Consider the following 17,543-nt stretch of genomic DNA (forward strand, 5'->3'; position numbering starts at 1 on the left):
CGTTCAAGGGTCTTTGGCATTAGGGTCTTCTGCCTCCTATTTTCCACTCCCCATCTTCTTCGATCATCATATAAATATTTCTTTCCGATCTCACTTCATTCGCCTTGGAGTAAAAAGTTTGCTCATCAACTGCCACTTCCATATCCGAGGAGTATTCTGTTTTCTCCCAATTAAAAGATAGATTGGATCTAAAAATTACTTTAATTAACGATAAATAGTTTCCTGTATCCGTTTGGTGTTCGTGGTTTTTTGTAATTGTATTTCTATAGTCCTCTACATTACCTTCAATAGTTGCTTTCATCATTTTGTTCAACACTTTTACGATTTCAAGCTCTTCCTCCTTATATAGACTTTCATCAATATATTTTTCTGATGCAGAAGTGAAACTAGGTCCTTGATGCGTCGGCTTTGGTGTTGGAACAAAGCTTGGCACTGGACTGGCCGTTTCGCTAAGCTGTTTTGGCTCACTATTTTTTGTAGCGGTCGGTAACTGATTCATTTTACTGCCCGGGTTTGCGTTAGTGCATGAAACTAGTAATATTCCCGCCAAAGAAAGAAGAACGATAATCTTTTTTATCATTTTTCACCTTCCTTATCCAATTTCTCTTTAGACGGAATTAGCTACTATGTGGTTGCTATTTCATTTCCTTTTAAACGTGCATCCATTAAAGAAGCAGATCCTCAAACATAGCCAATGCTTTAATATTCCTGGCCATGCCTCTCCTCACAAAAAAATGACGAACCCATAATCTGCATGACGCCGAACTGCCGCAAAAGGGCGACAGGCCCTTGTCCGTTTGTTACAATAAGATGACATCCGCAACCTTTTTGACGCTTTTTGTCGTCAAAGTAGATGGACAAGTTTAATCCGTATTCGTTCATCCCCCGCGCCAAATGATCCACACAATAAAGAGGTGACGAACGAAATGAATCAACCAGGCATTGAAACGGCTGCTTCCAGCCGGCAAGAGACTAGTACCCGCAAAAAAAGAGGCTCAAGAGCGTTTCTCGTTTTTTTGGCCATTTGGGTGCTGCTGATCGGCGGAGGCATTTATGGAGCAAAAGCTTATACCGACAAGATGCAGCGTGAAATGACCGCCGACGTCGAGCGCCAGACGGCTGCTCAATTGGCCGACATGCAGAAGATATACGATGCGCGGCTAGCCGACTTGGATAAATCGTATAAGGCGGAAATGACGCAGCTGAAAGATAAAGTGGATGCGCTCAATGAATTGCTAACGTTTACGAAGGATAATGCGGATACGAAGACGGACAACAGCAACAAATTGTATACGCAGCTGAACGAAGTGAAAAAACAGCTCGAAGAGTTGAAAAAGAACTTGGATGTCCTCAAATGAACATGACCGTAAAAACGTTGAATCGTACCGCGCTGCTCGCTATTTCTCCTTTTATCGGAATTATGCTTTGGATGCTCCTATCGAGCTTGACCATCGAACTGTCGAAGGAGCCCCTTCCGGCTTCGGTCGCAGAAGACCGCTCCGCTTCGCAGGAGGCTTGGACCAAAGCGGCATCGGGACTCGAAGAAGCAAACGCCATTGCCGTACATACAGGGGCGTCATTAAAAAAGCAAATTGAGCTGTACAACAAAACGAATGCGGAAATGAACGCCATTTCAAAGACGGCAGCCGCGCAGGCGAAGCGGCCACTTGCCATCTACGACCGGAATATTACTTCGAAGCTGGGAAAACCGGCCTCGACCATTTCGTCCGACAAGCTGCGGGCACAGCTTTTTTATTTGAATAATGAACATTTCAGAAGCTACGCTGTCAAAATTCAGCTTAAATCCGACGATGCGATGTCCATGGCGCTGGGGGGCTCGGAAGTCGGAAAAGCGCAAACGACGCTGGAAGCTGTCAAGCGGAACAACGCTGCCGTTGGTATCAACGCCGGAGGTTACGCCGATGGCGGCGGCAAGCGGTATCCGCTTAGCACTACTATGCTAGGCGGCGATTATGTGACGGGGTTTGAACCGTCTTATGCGGATTTGTTTTTTGTAGGGATGAACGAAAACAACAAGCTGATCGGCGGAAACTTTTCGAGCAAAGAACAACTCGATGCCAAAAAGCCAAAATTCGGCGCTTCTTTTGTGCCCGTCCTGCTGAAGGGTGGAGTCGCTCAGGACATTCCTTCCAAATGGAAGACCAGTCCAAAAAGAGCTCCGCGAACCGTCATCGCCAACTACAAAGACGATCAGTTGCTGCTGCTCGTCGCGGATGGCTACAACGAAGCTGGAAGCTCCGGCGCAACGCTGGAGGAAATTCAAACGCTCTTGAAGCAATACGGAGCAAGAGACGGCTACAATTTGGACGGCGGAGGCTCATCCTCGCTCATCTTTGGCGGAAAGCTGATCAACAAGCCGTCGGACGGCGGATTGCGAAGGCTGCCGACCCACTTTTTGTTCCACAAATAAGCTGGCATAGTCCAGAAAAAGCTAAGACCGCTGCAAGCTTGACGGAAAACCGTCAACCGTTTGCAGCGGTCTTTTAATGTGCAGATCGTTGTGTCAACGCGTTAGTTTAAGCCGGATAGCTTCTTTAACGATCGCCATATCCTTTTCGGCTTGCAGCAGCAACAGCTCCGCCTCCCAAACCTCAATAAACTGAAACCGCACTCTGTCGCCGGGCTTTAATTGCGCCACAACGCCTCTATCGACTGTAGTGGCGTGAGCGATTCGGGGATAACCTCCCGTTGTCCCGCGATCGGCCAGAAGAACGATAGGGTGACCGTCGGGAGGCAATTGAACTGTACCGTGCGACACCGCTTCGGAAAGAAGCTGCCCTTGCATAGCTAAATCCGCTAGCTCCAGCTTGATCTCTCCTTGCAGCCTGCACCCCATCCGGTCCGATTGTGTCCCGACGAGAAAGCTCCGCTCATGCAAGCTTTGCTTGCTCTCTTCCGACAAAAACTTATAATGGACGCCCTCCAGCACTCGGACGACAACGGGATGACTTTGCATCGCCGCGAATGCTCCGGCATGCCATGGAACCGTCTTAGCCGCCCCACATTCAACCCCGGCATCGATAGGCGGCTCCTCCCAGTCCCACCCTGGCACCCTCTCGCCTTCTGAATCCGTGCCGCCCAGCTCAATCCGATCTCCGGCTACGAGCGCTCTTCCATTAAATCCGCCGTAACCGCCTTTCACATAGGTGCTGCGGCTGCCCATCACCTTATTTATGCGATATCCTCCCGCAATAGCCATATAAGCCCGGCTGCCGGAAATACAAGATCCAAAACGGATGGTCGCTCCGGCCGGGAGCAAAATGGGCCGCCACAGCGGAAGCGGGTGATCGCCATTTACAAGGGGCTGCATGTCTGCCCCGCATAAGGCGATCCAGACATTTCTCTCGATCCGGAACTCCGCGCCGCCCAGCGTCAGCTCCAACACCGCTTCCGACTCCTCATTGCCAACCAGCATATTCGCAATGCGCGCCGCTATCGGATCAAGCACTCCTCCGACTGTAACCCCGTATGTCTGAAAACCGGGTCTCCCTAAATCTTGAATGGTTGACATGATGCCAGCCCTAAGCACAGTCACGCTCAATCTCCCTGCACCTCCGTCTCCCCCCGCCCAACTCCAGTGCTGAGAGGGTCCCACTCTGCAAATTGCCGGGCGGAAATCGGCACAAACCGGATGCGATCCCCCGCCATCAGCAAAGTGGGCGGCTCCTGTTGCGGACGAAACAGCATAAGCGGCGTTCTACCGACAATATGCCACCCGCCCGGTGTTGCAACGGGGTAGATGCCCGTTTGCGCTCCTCCAATCGCCACACTTCCCGAAGGAATGCGGGTTCTTGGCGTACTTCTTCGCGGGACGGCAAGCGACTGAGGCATTCCGCCCAAATACGGGAAACCGGGCGCAAAGCCGATCATATACACGAGATAAGTTGCATCGCTATGACGTTTAATCGTTTCCTCTGGCCGCATTCCGCAATACTTCGCCACTTCCTCCAAATCGGGCCCAAATTCCCCTCCATAACAAACGGGAATCTCAACGATACGTCCTTCTGCCCCGCCACTCGTTCTTTCAATTGATAAATGAGCCAGCGGCCGCAGCCTTTCCGCGACTGTCTCTACAATCGTCTCATGCGCAATTTCTGCACCCGTTCTGCTTTTCCATACGATAAGAGGGTTATAATGAACGGCAACAGAAGCATATGCAGGCACGCATTCGATAAAACCGGCAAAAGGTTTTTGTTCAACAGAAGCGGCGAAGGCCATTACCCGTTTATGAAGTTCCTCGCTAATTCCTTCGCCAAGCCGGATGAGCACGCAGCTATCGCCAAGCGGCTCAACTTGTATTTGAACAGGCAAAGCCATCTAAAACCCTCCTTGCCTCAAACGATCTTTATGATTAACGCTGATCGGGATGGGCAATTTGAACTCCGGCATCCGCTAAAGCTTTTTTCAAAGAAAGGACATGCCCAAGCGCATCCGCCGTATCTCCGTGAACACATACCGTATCCGCTTTGAGCCGCACTATCGTTCCTTGGCGAGACTTCACTTCCCCCTGTATCAAAAGGGCTAAAACTTGCTTCGCCGCAGCACCTGGTTCCTCCAAAACGGAGCCTGCCAAACTTCTAGGCGTCAAAGAGCCGTCTTCCTCGTAGGTGCGATCCGCGAACACTTCATGCATCACTTGTATACCCAATTTTTCACCGGCTGCCGTAAGCTGACTGCCCGACAATCCATATAAACGCATGCTGCCATCTACCTTGTAAATCGCTTCGGCAATGGCTTCCGCGAGGCCCGCATCATTAGCCGCCATATTGTACAGCGCTCCATGTGGCTTCACATGGACGACCTTCCCGCCTTCCGATGCGGCGAAAGCCTGTACCGCCCCTATTTGGTAAACCATCATCTCGTAAGCTTCGCGAGGCGTTATGTCCATTTTTCTCCTGCCAAAACCTTGAAGATCCGGCAATCCTGGATGCGCTCCGACCGCAACTCCGTTTTCCAAAGCCCGTTTTACGGTTATTCGTATAGTGGCGGGATCGCCGGCATGAAAGCCGCAAGCAATGTTAGCCGAAGTAATATGCCGCATCAACTCTTCATCCTGCCCTAGTCGATAAGCGCCATAACTTTCTCCCATATCGCAGTTCAAATCTATTCGGTACACGGCTCTCCCCCTAGCTTTTGCTTCGTTTGAATCGCATTTCCAGCTTTCACCTCATTATAGCCTAACGCTAGTTGCTGTCGCCGAAAATACGCAAAAAAAGAAGACAGCGCCGGCCCAGCTCTGCCTTCTTCTCTATTTCATTTAGTTATGCTGTTTCCTTATTCGCCACCCATAAAAATGTAACGGCAAAGAATAAGAATAGCCAAAATCCACATGAGCGGATGAATCTTATATTTCCCTTTGCCCGAAACGTTTGCTACCGCAGCAAGCAGAACGTAGGACACGATGCCGAAGGAAATACCGTTAGCGATGCTGTACGTAAACGGCATAAGCGCCAGCGTCAGGAACGCAGGAATCGCATAAACCATATCGGAGAAATCGATTTCTTTGACGGACTGCATCATCAGAACGCCGACGATAATCAAAGCGGCTGCCGTAGCGGAGCCCGGTACTAATGCGACAAGCGGCGAAATGAAGATCGCAAGCAAGAAGCAAATACCTGTCGTTACCGCTGTAAGGCCGGAACGTCCGCCCTGAGCGATGCCTGCGGAGCTTTCTACATACGCAGTAACAGTGCTTGTGCCAAGGATTGCGCCGCCGCCAACGCCGATTGCGTCAATGAGCATCGCTTTACCGACGCGTTTTTTGCCCTGTTCAGGATTTTTCATAATGCCGGCGCGGTTAGCCGTACCAACCAATGTGCCGAATGTATCAAACAGTTCAACGAACGTAAATGTCAAAATAACGGTAATAAGTCCAACCTCGAACACTCCCGCAAAGTCGAAGTGCCAAACGTTCATTTTGCTGAAATCGGGAATCCATGTTTTGCCTGCGAATGCTTCTTTGGCATTGACATGGCCAGTCAAAAGGCCAATGACCGTTGTGCCCAAAATTCCGAACAAAATTGCGCCTGGAACGCGAAGCACCATCAAGATCGCAATCAAAGCGATGGCGATGATCGTAAACACAACCGTTTCATTATGGAAGCTGCCAAGCTGAATGACCGTTTCCGAGCCGCTAACCGGAGTAAACTGACCCTTTGGAATGTCGCTGAAGCTGGATACCGCAATCGTCATAAGACCGCTGTTCTTGAGGCCAATAATGGCGATAAACAAACCGATGCCGACTGTAATCGCATGTTTTAAGCTGTCTGGAACAGCTGTAATCAACATTTGGCGAACTTGCGTCACCGTAAGAATGATAAAAATAATACCGGAAATAAAAACGGCTGTAAGACCCATAGCCGGAGTAATCGGAGTATCGGAAGCGGCCGAAGCCAAAATGACGGAAGCAAAGTAGGCGTTAAGCCCCATTCCCGGTGCAAGTGCAACAGGGAAATTTATGAACAGCCCCATCGCGATGGAGAAAATGCCCGCCGCAAGCGCTGTCGCAAGAAAAACAGCCGTCCAGTCCAAACCTGTTGGCGTCAAAATAATCGGATTGACAGCCAAAATGTAGGCCATCGTCATAAACGTCGTCAGCCCCGCCATTACTTCAGTTCTGACATTTGTTCCTAGTTCCTTCAAACGAAAGAAACTTCTCATTTTGATAATACCCTCCCAAAATTGTCTTAGAACAAACAAAGAAGCCTAGCAAAAATGCAAATTACGCATTCTACTAGGCTCTGCAAAAAGGAGAAGAAGCCACACGCGGGGCCGCCGCGCATGGTTCTTCCACCCTTTTCGTAGCCTGATCATTTACGGTGACCGAGTAGAAACTCCCGGGCCGATTCCCGAGATTATACGAAAAGTTCCTATGCTGTTGTTGTTATCCGTCTTCAATTTTAAAGAGAATTTGAATCGTTTGTCAACTGTTTTCACGAATATTCGACATATTATTTGGTTCCAATATTCGTAAATGGAACGTTTTCAATCAAAAATATCCAGTATAACTTTCATTTGGGATTACGATTCGACAATGAACACGATGACAAACGGTGCCGCAAGCAGAGCAACCATGATCACCCATACGATCGGTTTTGCAAAATTCATCGTCCAGCCGATGCCAAACCTCTTTTCTACAAAGAGCGAAGGATCATGCGGGTTAAAATAAATTTGCCCCAGCTTCCAATATTGATCCTGATCGGCCATCGGTTTCGATTGCCCCGTTCCCTCGCCGGATGTCAATTTGATGCGGCTTCCTCCTTGCCCGGCAACTATTGACAGCACAATTGCATAAACGAGCATGAATAGCGCAATCGCAAGAATGGAATAAATGTTTGTATTTGCATGCCATTCGAGCAGCAAGCCGATCGGAATTAAGGCAAAACTAGCAATGAGCGCAAAGCCGCTGACCACCATATAGGTTGACCAATAGCGGCGGAATTTTCTGTTGCGGATAAGCGAAGCTTCCGGGTTTGCGCCTTCCACCACCTGCTTGCTCCAGCCAATGGAAAGATTGCCCAAAATAAACACCAGAAGCAAAAAGGATTGAACCATCGACTGCCAAAGGACCGCCACATACGTCTTGTCGATGCTGCGAACGACGGTACCGTCCAGATCGTATTTCATTGGGATTTGGTTAGGAAAAGCATCGTAGTTCACCAAACAGATGACCACAGTAGCCAAAATGACAATAGCATGAGGAATGAACCAGTAGCTGGACAGAACAAGCTTTTGATTGCGGAAGGAAGTGCTGGCCATGATCCGCTGAGTTTGATCCGTCAGCCATCCTTTTTGCTCTTTCATCCGCTTAACGGCGTTATGCTGTTTCAAATAGACCGCAAAGGACAACAAGAGATAACCGAACACGTGGACAATAAGCAGAGTCGCCCATCTCTCTTCACTGCCTCCCGTTTTCGACCACCACATTAATGAAGCTGTCAAAATAACGCCCGCACCCGCATTCAGCCACACATATTGGCGGCGCAGCTTAACGATAGACGCGTCACCCTGCGCTTGCTCCGGCACAGTTACGCCAAAGCTTTCGATTTTACGAGTCAACAAAGGCATAATGGTCATCAAACATACGAGTGGAAATAAAATCATCGCCGACAAACCAATCATCAATCCGTTAGTCATGTCTATACTCCCCCTAGCTTCTCATATTCGAAAAGACTTCTTTGCATACTTCGCCAAACTGCTCTTCCGTCATGCCTCGGCAAATCGCTTCAGCAATGAGCGGGCGGAGCTGCTCAGCCGCTCTTTTTCTAAATGCCTGATCCGCTGGCGGGAACGCGTCGGGCTGAATGACGACCCCTTGCTTCCGGTTAATTTGCACGTAGCCATCCTGCTTCAACTGATGATACGCCTTGTTGACCGTATGCAAATTAATGCCTAAATCCGCCGCCAGCGCCCTCACGGACGGCAGCGCTTCGCCGGGAAGCAGCTGCTTTCTCGCTATGCCTTCAATAATTCCGTTCACAAGCTGCGTATATATCGGCGTCTCCGATTGGAGATCCAGATCGAGCATCATAACTCCTTCACCTCAATTCACCTATCTGTTATATATCAAGTATAACAACTATAACGAATATATTCAATATGGTAAAATGCCTTTTTTGTAAGATCCTTTGTTAAACTAATTAAAGCAGCAACTGACCTTTTTTTTTTTGCTGGCCGTTTAGTGCAACAATCAGTAAAAGTAAACCGTTTACAATATATGAAATACATGACATGCAAAGAAAGGAGGCCGACATTGAAAAAGGCGTTTAAGCTAATAGCAGTAGTGTTAGGACTGTATCTTATTTACGAAGCCTACTCCATTTATACATTTACCGCCAGAAGTCCTGACGGTAGTATGGGAATGCATAAATTTAATCTTTTCATTCCAGCGACGGATTTTCACTTACAAGCGTACGGAATTTCCTTTTTCTTAGCAGGAGCTTTAATCGCATTGATCCCTTTTATTCGTATCAAACGAAAAAGCTAGCTGGACATAATAGCTCAATGAACCGCCTTTTCACAAAGGCGGTTTTCTTATGGTCAAAAATCAATATTAGAATTTAAGTCATACACTTGTAAAAACAGTTGGTCATTCCGCTATCCCGCACAAAAAAACGCGTTTCCCCAGCCTCCCTTACTAAGGGAAACCGAAGAAACGCGAGTTTAGTTCTGCTGAAATCCAAATCCATTCAATTCAAAATGGATTCAATTGAGCTATATGCTCGAATGATCGCTTTGTTGCTTTAGTTTTTTACCGCTTCATTTTTGAAGTAGTTCGGCAAATAAGATTTGTTCGCTTCCAGCATCTCTTCCATTAGCACTTTGGCTACGGATACGCTTGGTACAAGCGGATGATGAACAAGCGCTTGAAGCGTAATGCCTTTGTCGCCGGAAATAGCGGCTTCGATTGTAAGCGACTCATATGTTTTAACGGCATGGATCAAGCCTTTTACATGCTCAGGTACATTTTGCAGCGGGATTGGAATTGGACCTTGCGCCGTCACGACACAGTTGACTTCAATGCTTGCGTCTTCCGGAAGGAAGTCAAGAATTTTGCCGTTGCGCACGTTCAGTGTTTGAATGTCCCGTTTGTCCGTGTAAAGGGAATGCATCAGGTTTACAGCCGCTTCGGAATAATAAGCTCCGCCGCGCTGCTCCAATTGCTTCGGCTTTTCTTTCAGATTAACGTCTTTGTACAGCTCGAACAATTCAGCTTCCACGCGGCTTACAACTTCTGCGCGAGTGCCGCTTTTCTCAAGCGATGCTTTCATATCTTCAAGCATTTTGTCCGTCATGTAGAAATAACGGAGGTAATAAGTCGGGATAGCGCCAAGCGAGCTTAAGAAATCCGCATCCCAGTCGAACGCCGTCACGTTAGAAGCCGTATATTCGCGGCCTTGACCGATCAGCTCAGGCAGCTTGTCTTCGCCGTTGACATAAGCGGCGGTTACCCAGTGCAAATGGTTAATGCCGACAAACTCAGGCAATACTTCTTTTTCGGTTACGCCGTATTCTTTTGCCAAAAATTTCGAGAAGTTGATTGGCGAGTTGCAAAGACCGACCGTTTTCACTTTGCTGTACTTTTGTACCGCTTCCGTGACGATACCGGCTGGATTAGTGAAGTTGAACAGCCATGCGTCCGGCGCCAGTTCTTCGATATCCTTGCAGATGTCCAAAATAACAGGTACCGTTCTCAGAGCCTTGAACATGCCGCCCGGGCCAGTCGTCTCTTGGCCGATCACACCATGCGAAATTGGAATATGCTCGTCGCGTTTACGCGCCTCCAGCAAGCCTACGCGCATTTGCGTCGTAACAAAATCTGCGCCTTTGATCGCTTCACGGCGATCCAGCGTCAAATGAACTTCAATCGGCAAGCCGGACTGCTCAACCATACGCTGCGCCAAAGCGCCTACGATTTCCAGCTTATGGCGTCCTTCTTCGATATCAACAAGCCATAGCTCGCGGATTGGCATCTCGTTGTAGCGTTTAATGAATCCTTCTACGATTTCCGGAGTATAAGAGGAACCTCCGCCGATAACAGCTATTTTAAGCGCTTTTTTGTTTTGCATAATGATTGCCTCCCTTAAAATGTAATTTTTCTAAGCGTTGCATCCGTTTCTTCGTCAATTACAATACCGCTGCAGTCCATTGCGCTCATAACCGCTCCGATAACGGGGTCAACCGTCAATTGAACGACTGTAGCATTTGGAGCTGCCTCAGCTACTTTCTTTTTGATCGCGTCAACCATATGCGGAGAGCTTCCGCGCGACAATACGCTGCCTGTGAGCACTACGTCGAATACATCGTCTTGCATGCCGAGTCGCTTAATTAAAGCAATGGCGGAGTTTGCGTGCTCGCTGCCCGCTTCCTCCAAAATGTTGATGGCAACTTCATCGCCCTGACCAGCCGCTTCAAACACCAGCTTGGCTAAATCCTTGGACGGCCGTTTGCCGTTGTCGAGGGCGTCGTCGTACATTTCTTTAACGGAGGAGTAGCCCATCTTTTGCGGAACAAGCTCTGTCAGCAGCGAAGGCTTCTCTCTTCCTTCCCAGCTGCGCACCGCAGAACGGAAAGCGTGGATCGCAAGATCCGTTCCCGAGCCGTGTCCGTCGCCGAACAAATATCCGAAGCCGCCGTATTGCAGCTCTTCGCCTTTTGAATTGCGCGCTGCCGAGTTGAAGCCGGTTCCGCTAATAATAACGGCTCCGTACGCTCTGCTCGTACCCGCTCGCATTCCGATCATCGTATCGCAAGCGATGGAGTATCTTTCGTAGCCCAGGGATGCGATCATCGGACGCAAAATATCGTAATCCGGCTCTCTGTCCGCGCCCGCTAGTCCAAAGTAAGCGAACGTGACGTCTTCTTTTGTTACTCCTGCCTCTTTAAGCGCATCGTTGCACGCATTTTCGATATTGGTTCGAGCGACCTGGAACGCCGTTTGATGGTTGCCGTTGCCGCTAAGGCCTTGTCCAAGCACCTTGCCTTTCTCATCTACCAGCAGCGCGTGCGTTTTACTGCCACCTGCATCTATGCCAAGAAATAAAATGTCGTCCACTCCCCTTAAAATCATGCCTGTGCTTCATCATCCTGTTCCTTACACCTTTATATTAATGCAAAAAACACCGTTCCTCTAATAATAAAGAACGATGTTCTAATACTATATTACTATTTTGTTAACGCAGCTCGGAAGGAAGTTTGCCAATATACTGTTTAAAAAGTCGATTAAAGTTAGATAAATTACGAAATCCGCATTCCGCGGCAATATCAATAATTTTACGATCCGTCGTTTCGATTAGATCAACAGCGTGAGACAAGCGGAGCTGAATCAAATAATCCATTGGTGACGTGCCGACTACTTGAGTAAACAGCGTGCTGAAGCGCGATGTGCTAAGATGGGCCGCCTCGGATAGCTCTTTAAGCGTCCATGGATGCTCCATCCGTCTTTCCATTTCTCGCAGCACGGCGCGTATCATTTCCATGCCTCTTGTATGATTCGATTTTTGGTCGGTATCTTTGGCAAAATAACGGTTCACATAGGCGAGAAAGCGGACAAGCTGCGCCCGCACGACCGCCTCGTAATGCGGTTCCTTGCGGATATACTCCTCGCGCATTTCCATTAGCAAGCCGCGCATTCGAGCAAGCTCCGGATGCTCGCGGTCCAGAACATTTTCGAATCTGACGCCCATTTCCCGAAAAGGTCCCAGCAACTCCGTATCATATCGCTGTTCCAGCGCTAAATAGGAAGGGTCGAACATAAGGATGCCCATGACGAGCGCCTCAGATTCCACCGCTCGGTGCAGATCGTTGGAGTTAATGAGTACAATATCACCTTGCCGGAAATCATATCTGCTGCCGTTGATAAGATAATAACCGCTACCGCTATATATAAAATTAATTTCAAGGGCCGTATGCCAATGAAGTCTCTGGAACGGGGGACTCACTCCCTCCGTCTGCGACATTATAATCGGAAAATCATGGGGTAAATCAATTTGGTCCCGGATGACGGGAGGGAACAGCTTCATGTTCTCGGCCTCCTGCTCGTTAAGCTGCATTCGCTATTATTATAGCAAATTTGAAGGGAGGTATCAGCGGGGGCGAGTTTAATCCAGCAGAGCAACTTTAGCGGCTTCTTCAGCAGTTTTAAAAGTGCTGCTGCTAATCACTTATTTTCAAAGCTTACCCATTTTATTATTCTAAATGCTTCTTCCTCGGTAACTATCTCAGAATTGTTATAGTGCCCCGTATCACTCCGAACAAATCGGGGTATTCGATCCAAGCTTTGTCGACTTCGCTATCCAGTTCAATATGCACTAGTTTGCTCCTGCAAATCCCAATAACTTTAGTGAAATTTCCATTCATAAGTTTGTAATAGCGATATGCCATTTTCTATCACCGCTCATCATTCAAAGGTATCGCTCTATGGGGCATAACAAATGATTTTTCCAGCAGGGTACTTACCGTCCCATCCGCATGGCCATCCACCTGATTGATAAATAAGGAACATATTTTCGAATAAATTATCTGTTCTCCCGTTTACCAGACGATTAATCGCACATTTATAAAGATCGGATTCTACTTCTTCAGCAATATCCCAATAATCCATAGAAATAAAGTCAGACGCATAGTTATCAATAGAACCAAAAATAGAAGACAGCTTTTCATCCATTGATTTTAAACGATCATCACTAGCAATAACACTAAGCAAAAAGCCGCTTTCTAAGGATTTAATATCCTGCCATATCGTATCAACAACGTCCAAGTCTTGAGACCATGCAAACTCTTTGGCCCTTTCAACATCCTTGATAAGCCTACTGTTTGCAAGGGGGAATCAAGATTTTTAAACAATTCTCCATTTCTAATAAAGTCAATTACCTCTTGTACCCATTTTGTATGTTCACCATAGCTCATCTTATCTATATTAATCGCCCTTTCCATGGTTTTTCAGTATAACCTCAGCCCATATGACTGATTAGAAAGCTCTTTTGTTTTTTGTCGCGCACTCCCCAATGAGTAATTGTTTAATCCGGCATTCTAAGTAATCCCTCTTTTAGCGCTTTAATTCCTTCTTCCGTAACTAATAAATCTATTGGCTTATTACCGCTAAACGCATCAACATTTTTATGAATCCATGTTTCTGCATTAGCTCCTAGACGGTAGATTATAACTGTCTTAATATCTGCTGGAATATTTTCTTCATCTAAGCATGTTAAAACTTCAACGGGAAATGAATTTATTTCTTCTTTACTAAATTGTACAAACTTAGCCCAATGAACTTCTCTAAATTCCCTTGAAAGTGTTTCAATGCTCATTGAACGCACCTCGATTCAATGTTTTTCCTTGATGGATTAAAAGTGGCACTTTTACTTGTTTTCAAGTTGTATCCCTTTACATAGTCCATTACGAACTGTTTATCTTTCTCACTTTTTGAGAAAACTCCTAGATATTATAAGCACAAAGGAAATGACAATACTTTAATAAGACCATTCAAGGATCTTAAAAGCTGCCTCTTTTCTCTTTTCTCTTTTCTCTTTTCTCTTTTCTCTTTTCTCTTTTCACTATCTCCAATATATTCAAAACCAAAATTAGAACTAAAACAATTCGGGCAGTTAATCTTGGTCACATCAGGAACAGTTTCATGAACAACAGCCGATAACTTCACCCATTCCATAAATTTAAGACTAGTCTTTTTTATTTCCTTTTTCCTTTCTTCTTAATAATCCATATCATGTGATTCAATAATTCGGTTTCCCTTTGCCATAGCTATGTCCATTTATTTTCTATTGTATGGTGTGATTGTGCAAGACTATCAAGGCGGTTTATGCTAGGATTGTGCAGTGTTTTTAAAAACCTTAGAAAACGTCTCCAGTTAAACCGATTTGCTTTTCGAATGAAAAACTCTCTTTTGCTTGCTGTAAATCGCAATAAAAAGAGAGTTTTCACACTCTAAGTACTGTTAAATTGTTTCAAATTAACTGTACTTTCAAAGTCCTTTATTAAAGGACATACCTATAACTCAGCCAGCGGTTTTAAGAAGTAAAATAATTCTGAATACACTTTAGCTGCAGAGCATAAATCGAATTATGGTCAAAGAAGCCGTTAAATCATCTTTATTCGAATAAAACGGATTGCTAAATCCTGTTCGCCTCTGTAAACCTTCTAACTAAACCCAAGCAGTAAATAACCCCTCAGAAACTAGAACTTCTATGTTTTATGTAAATAGTAAGTATCCCTACAAATCAACTAAGTTTAGTCCGATATCACAAAACAGAAAAAAAATCAAGAGTTTTTTCTTGACCCAATAGGAAAAATATAGTATCTTTTGAATGTACTACATAAACTCATTTAGAAAGCGGTGTATTTAAGTGGAAAAGATGGCGATGAACATGATGATGACAATGTGTATGCAAGACATGATTTCCCGTATGAACGGCATGATGACGATGATGGAGTGTATGAAATCCGAAGATATGATGTCGTGTATGGACATGGACATGATGATGAAGAACATGCAAAACTGCGATGAAATGATGACAAAAATGATGAGCATGATGGCTGAAGCGAAACAAATGTCGATGTAAGAAATGATCGTCCATCGAATTTCCCAGATTCGATGACGAATGTATGGCAGAGCACACAAGTGCATGCTCCCCTTGAATATTCCTAATGATGGCAGAGTAGATTAACTACATGCTGTTATCCCCTCAAAAATATGGCTATAGCTTTAAAATCCCCGATGCCTACAATAAACGACGCCCAACTTCAAGCCTTCTTTGTTTCAATGACTGAATCATATATTTCGTCGATTCGATCTCGTACGAGCTTAAGCTTGATTTAATGATTGAGAATAGCTCCAGCAGTTTATGATTAAGATCATTGAATTCACGCCATAATTGATCCTTTACCACTAATTTATCGTTATCCTCTTGCTGGTCTTGTTGTTCCGAAGGGCCACTTCGCATGATTTGCAATATTTGTTCCTGCCACTGTTTGTCGTTAATCCCACCTGCGAAGTTATACAAATCCAGATAGTCATCTAACCATTTTTTGTGTCCGCTACTATTGCTCATCAGAGGCTCCTCCTTCATTTGTTCGCTTCCTATACCTAGTATTATACTCGGAATTATAAGGAATGCAACATCATTTTTTGAAGGGATACTCCATTTAGTTGCGATAGTATAGTGTATATCGATTAATAACTTTTTATGTGCATTAAGCCGGTAGGGTCACTAGGAACACTAGCAATCCTTTATTGGATAATCCCTCACCTCACTGCCGCTTGGAATAAATGACTTCATGAAGTAATTTGCTTCTTTTAACAAAAAAACTCCCTTCTATTTGCTCATTAAGCCAAATAAAAGAGAGTGATTTCATCAATCAAATATCACTGAATAATGCTCGTCCTACTCCCACTCAATCGTAGCAGGAGGCTTCGACGTCACGTCGTAAACGATACGGTTGACGTTGTCGACTTCGTTAACGATACGAACGGAGATTTTCTCCAGCACGTCCCAAGGGATACGTGCCCAGTCTGCTGTCATACCGTCGATGGACGTAACGGCACGGATGCCGACTGTGTACGAATACGTACGCGCGTCGCCCATAACGCCAACGCTCTTCATGTTCGGGAGCGCCGTGAAGTATTGCCAAATTTCGCGGTCCAGACCGGCTTTAGCAATTTCTTCGCGCAGGATCGCATCGGATTCGCGAACGATTTGCAGCTTGTCTTCCGTTACTTCGCCAAGCACGCGGATCGCAAGACCCGGACCTGGGAACGGCTGACGCCATACAATCGCTTCAGGCAAGCCGCACTCTTCGCCCACTTTGCGAACTTCGTCCTTGAACAAAGCTTTAAGCGGCTCAACAAGCTTAAATTTGATATCTTCAGGCAATCCGCCTACGTTGTGATGCGATTTGATCGTTTGAGCTGTAGCTGTGCCGCTCTCTACGATATCGGTATATAGCGTTCCTTGCGCAAGGAATTCGAAGTCGTCCAGCTTGTCCGATTCTTCTTGGAACACGTAAATAAATTCGTTGCCGATAATTTTACGTTTTTGCTCCGGATCGTCTACGCCTGCCAATTTGCCCATAAATCTATCGCGCGCATCGATTTTCAGAACTTTCATATCGAATTTGCCTACAAATGTTTCCATAACGCCTTCGGCTTCGCCTTTGCGCAGCAAGCCGTGGTCGATGAACATACAAGTAAGCTGATCGCCAATCGCTTTATGCAGCAAGATAGCTACTACAGAGGAATCTACGCCGCCGGACAGGGCGCAAAGCACCTTTTTGTCTCCGACCTCGTTGCGAATATCCCGAATCGTATCGTCGATAAAAGACTCCATCGACCAGTTGCCTTCGCATTCGCAAACATTGTACAAGAAGTTGCGAATCATTTCGTTGCCGAACTGGGAATGGCGAACTTCCGGGTGGAACTGAACCGCGTACAGCTTGCGCTCCGCATTGCTCATGCCCGCTATTGGAGCATGCTCCGTGCTTGCATCCACTTGGAATCCAGCTGGAGGCTCGATAACGAGGTCGCTATGGCTCATCCAAACCGTTTGAACGCGGTCCAAACCGTGTGCAATATGGCTTCCTTCCACAAATTCCACTTCTGCCTTGCCATATTCGCGCTTGCCCGCACGCTCTACTTTGCCGTTCAACTGGTGAGACATCATTTGCATGCCGTAGCAGATGCCGAAAATTGGCAGGTTCAAATCATAAATCGCTGGATCTACCAGCGGAGAATTTTCTTCATAGACGCTTGCCGGTCCTCCCGAGAACACAATGCCTTTCGGCTGTAGTTCGCGGATCCGTTCTACCGGTGTGTTGTATGGCAGCAACTCGCTATACACGCCCAAATCGCGAATACGGCGCGCAATTAGCTGGTTGTATTGTCCTCCAAAATCAAGAACAACGATCATTTCATTTTGCTTAGTCATTACCGAGCCTCCCTCAATTGATGTAGTAATTATATATAAGGCGTCTCAAGAGAGTCAAGGCGCGAAGGACATACAATGTATGCC

Annotated in this window: 18 protein-coding genes and 1 riboswitch; of the genes, 4 read left to right on the forward strand and 14 right to left on the reverse strand. The window is 46.4% G+C overall.

Features of this window, described 5'->3' with window-relative positions:
• Nucleotides 1–19: 19 nt before the first annotated feature.
• Complete coding sequence (locus ACFQZE_RS18440) at nucleotides 20–580, reverse strand: hypothetical protein (RefSeq protein ID WP_379359692.1); 561 nt, start codon at nucleotides 578–580, stop codon at nucleotides 20–22.
• Between the two features lie 346 nt (nucleotides 581–926).
• Between ACFQZE_RS18440 and ACFQZE_RS18445 the strand changes: the two genes are divergently transcribed.
• Together ACFQZE_RS18445 and ACFQZE_RS18450 are read left to right on the forward strand one after the other, a co-directional pair.
• Nucleotides 927–1,358 (forward strand): hypothetical protein, encoded by a 432-nt coding sequence (locus ACFQZE_RS18445; RefSeq protein ID WP_379359694.1) that lies wholly within the window; start codon nucleotides 927–929, stop codon nucleotides 1,356–1,358.
• Nucleotides 1,355–2,431 carry a phosphodiester glycosidase family protein gene (locus ACFQZE_RS18450; protein ID WP_379359696.1) on the forward strand — a complete coding sequence of 359 codons (1,077 nt, stop codon included), beginning with the start codon at nucleotides 1,355–1,357 and terminating at the stop codon, nucleotides 2,429–2,431. Before ACFQZE_RS18445 ends, ACFQZE_RS18450 begins: the two co-directional genes overlap by 4 nt.
• A gap of 93 nt (nucleotides 2,432–2,524) precedes the next feature.
• On the opposite strand, the gene ACFQZE_RS18455 is transcribed toward ACFQZE_RS18450, so the two are convergent.
• The 6 genes from ACFQZE_RS18455 to ACFQZE_RS18480 form a co-directional block, all read right to left on the reverse strand.
• Nucleotides 2,525–3,556, reverse strand: a complete 1,032-nt coding sequence (locus tag ACFQZE_RS18455; RefSeq protein WP_379359698.1) for a 5-oxoprolinase subunit C family protein — start codon at nucleotides 3,554–3,556, stop codon at nucleotides 2,525–2,527.
• Between the two features lie 2 nt (nucleotides 3,557–3,558).
• Entirely contained in the window at nucleotides 3,559–4,332 is a 774-nt protein-coding gene (gene pxpB / locus ACFQZE_RS18460) for a 5-oxoprolinase subunit PxpB (protein WP_379360113.1), read from the reverse strand.
• 40 nt (nucleotides 4,333–4,372) lie between these two features.
• The gene (locus ACFQZE_RS18465) at nucleotides 4,373–5,137 is read right to left on the reverse strand and encodes a LamB/YcsF family protein (RefSeq protein ID WP_379359700.1); all 765 of its coding nucleotides are present in this window, start codon (nucleotides 5,135–5,137) and stop codon (nucleotides 4,373–4,375) included.
• A gap of 158 nt (nucleotides 5,138–5,295) precedes the next feature.
• Nucleotides 5,296–6,681, reverse strand: a complete 1,386-nt coding sequence (locus ACFQZE_RS18470; RefSeq protein ID WP_379359702.1) for an NCS2 family permease — start codon at nucleotides 6,679–6,681, stop codon at nucleotides 5,296–5,298.
• 121 nt (nucleotides 6,682–6,802) lie between these two features.
• A riboswitch (purine riboswitch) is annotated at nucleotides 6,803–6,903 on the reverse strand.
• 138 nt (nucleotides 6,904–7,041) lie between these two features.
• On the reverse strand, nucleotides 7,042–8,157 hold the full coding sequence (locus ACFQZE_RS18475) for a DUF1648 domain-containing protein (RefSeq protein WP_379359704.1): 1,116 nt from the start codon (nucleotides 8,155–8,157) through the stop codon (nucleotides 7,042–7,044).
• Between the two features lie 13 nt (nucleotides 8,158–8,170).
• A complete protein-coding gene (locus ACFQZE_RS18480; RefSeq protein ID WP_379359706.1) occupies nucleotides 8,171–8,551 on the reverse strand; it encodes a GntR family transcriptional regulator in 381 nt (126 codons plus the stop codon).
• A 222-nt stretch (nucleotides 8,552–8,773) separates the two neighbouring features.
• On the opposite strand from ACFQZE_RS18480, the gene ACFQZE_RS18485 reads away from it, so the two are divergent.
• Nucleotides 8,774–9,007: a hypothetical protein gene (locus ACFQZE_RS18485; protein ID WP_379359708.1), complete on the forward strand. Its 234-nt coding sequence runs from the start codon at nucleotides 8,774–8,776 to the stop codon at nucleotides 9,005–9,007.
• Between the two features lie 256 nt (nucleotides 9,008–9,263).
• Here the strand turns inward: ACFQZE_RS18485 and ACFQZE_RS18490 are convergent, their stop codons facing one another.
• The 5 genes from ACFQZE_RS18490 to ACFQZE_RS18510 form a co-directional block, all read right to left on the reverse strand.
• Nucleotides 9,264–10,589 (reverse strand): 6-phospho-beta-glucosidase, encoded by a 1,326-nt coding sequence (locus tag ACFQZE_RS18490; protein WP_379359710.1) that lies wholly within the window; start codon nucleotides 10,587–10,589, stop codon nucleotides 9,264–9,266.
• A 14-nt stretch (nucleotides 10,590–10,603) separates the two neighbouring features.
• Entirely contained in the window at nucleotides 10,604–11,590 is a 987-nt protein-coding gene (locus ACFQZE_RS18495; protein ID WP_379359712.1) for an N-acetylglucosamine kinase, read from the reverse strand.
• Between the two features lie 103 nt (nucleotides 11,591–11,693).
• Nucleotides 11,694–12,542, reverse strand: a complete 849-nt coding sequence (locus ACFQZE_RS18500) for an AraC family transcriptional regulator (RefSeq protein ID WP_379359714.1) — start codon at nucleotides 12,540–12,542, stop codon at nucleotides 11,694–11,696.
• 395 nt (nucleotides 12,543–12,937) lie between these two features.
• Nucleotides 12,938–13,279, reverse strand: a complete 342-nt coding sequence (locus ACFQZE_RS18505; RefSeq protein ID WP_379359716.1) for a cytoplasmic protein — start codon at nucleotides 13,277–13,279, stop codon at nucleotides 12,938–12,940.
• A gap of 259 nt (nucleotides 13,280–13,538) precedes the next feature.
• Nucleotides 13,539–13,829 carry a hypothetical protein gene (locus tag ACFQZE_RS18510; protein ID WP_379359718.1) on the reverse strand — a complete coding sequence of 97 codons (291 nt, stop codon included), beginning with the start codon at nucleotides 13,827–13,829 and terminating at the stop codon, nucleotides 13,539–13,541.
• A gap of 1,053 nt (nucleotides 13,830–14,882) precedes the next feature.
• Between ACFQZE_RS18510 and ACFQZE_RS18515 the strand changes: the two genes are divergently transcribed.
• Nucleotides 14,883–15,098 carry a hypothetical protein gene (locus tag ACFQZE_RS18515; protein WP_379359720.1) on the forward strand — a complete coding sequence of 72 codons (216 nt, stop codon included), beginning with the start codon at nucleotides 14,883–14,885 and terminating at the stop codon, nucleotides 15,096–15,098.
• Nucleotides 15,099–15,257: 159 nt separating this feature from the next.
• Here ACFQZE_RS18515 and ACFQZE_RS18520 read toward each other — a convergent pair whose 3' ends face one another.
• A complete protein-coding gene (locus ACFQZE_RS18520) occupies nucleotides 15,258–15,587 on the reverse strand; it encodes a hypothetical protein (RefSeq protein WP_379359722.1) in 330 nt (109 codons plus the stop codon).
• Nucleotides 15,588–15,920: 333 nt separating this feature from the next.
• Nucleotides 15,921–17,459 carry a glutamine-hydrolyzing GMP synthase gene (gene guaA, locus ACFQZE_RS18525; RefSeq protein WP_379359724.1) on the reverse strand — a complete coding sequence of 513 codons (1,539 nt, stop codon included), beginning with the start codon at nucleotides 17,457–17,459 and terminating at the stop codon, nucleotides 15,921–15,923.
• Nucleotides 17,460–17,543 lie beyond the last annotated feature (84 nt).

Origin of the sequence: Paenibacillus sp. GCM10027627, from assembly GCF_042675505.1 — a bacterium.
In the GTDB taxonomy this organism is placed as follows: Bacteria; Bacillota; Bacilli; order Paenibacillales; family Paenibacillaceae; genus Pristimantibacillus.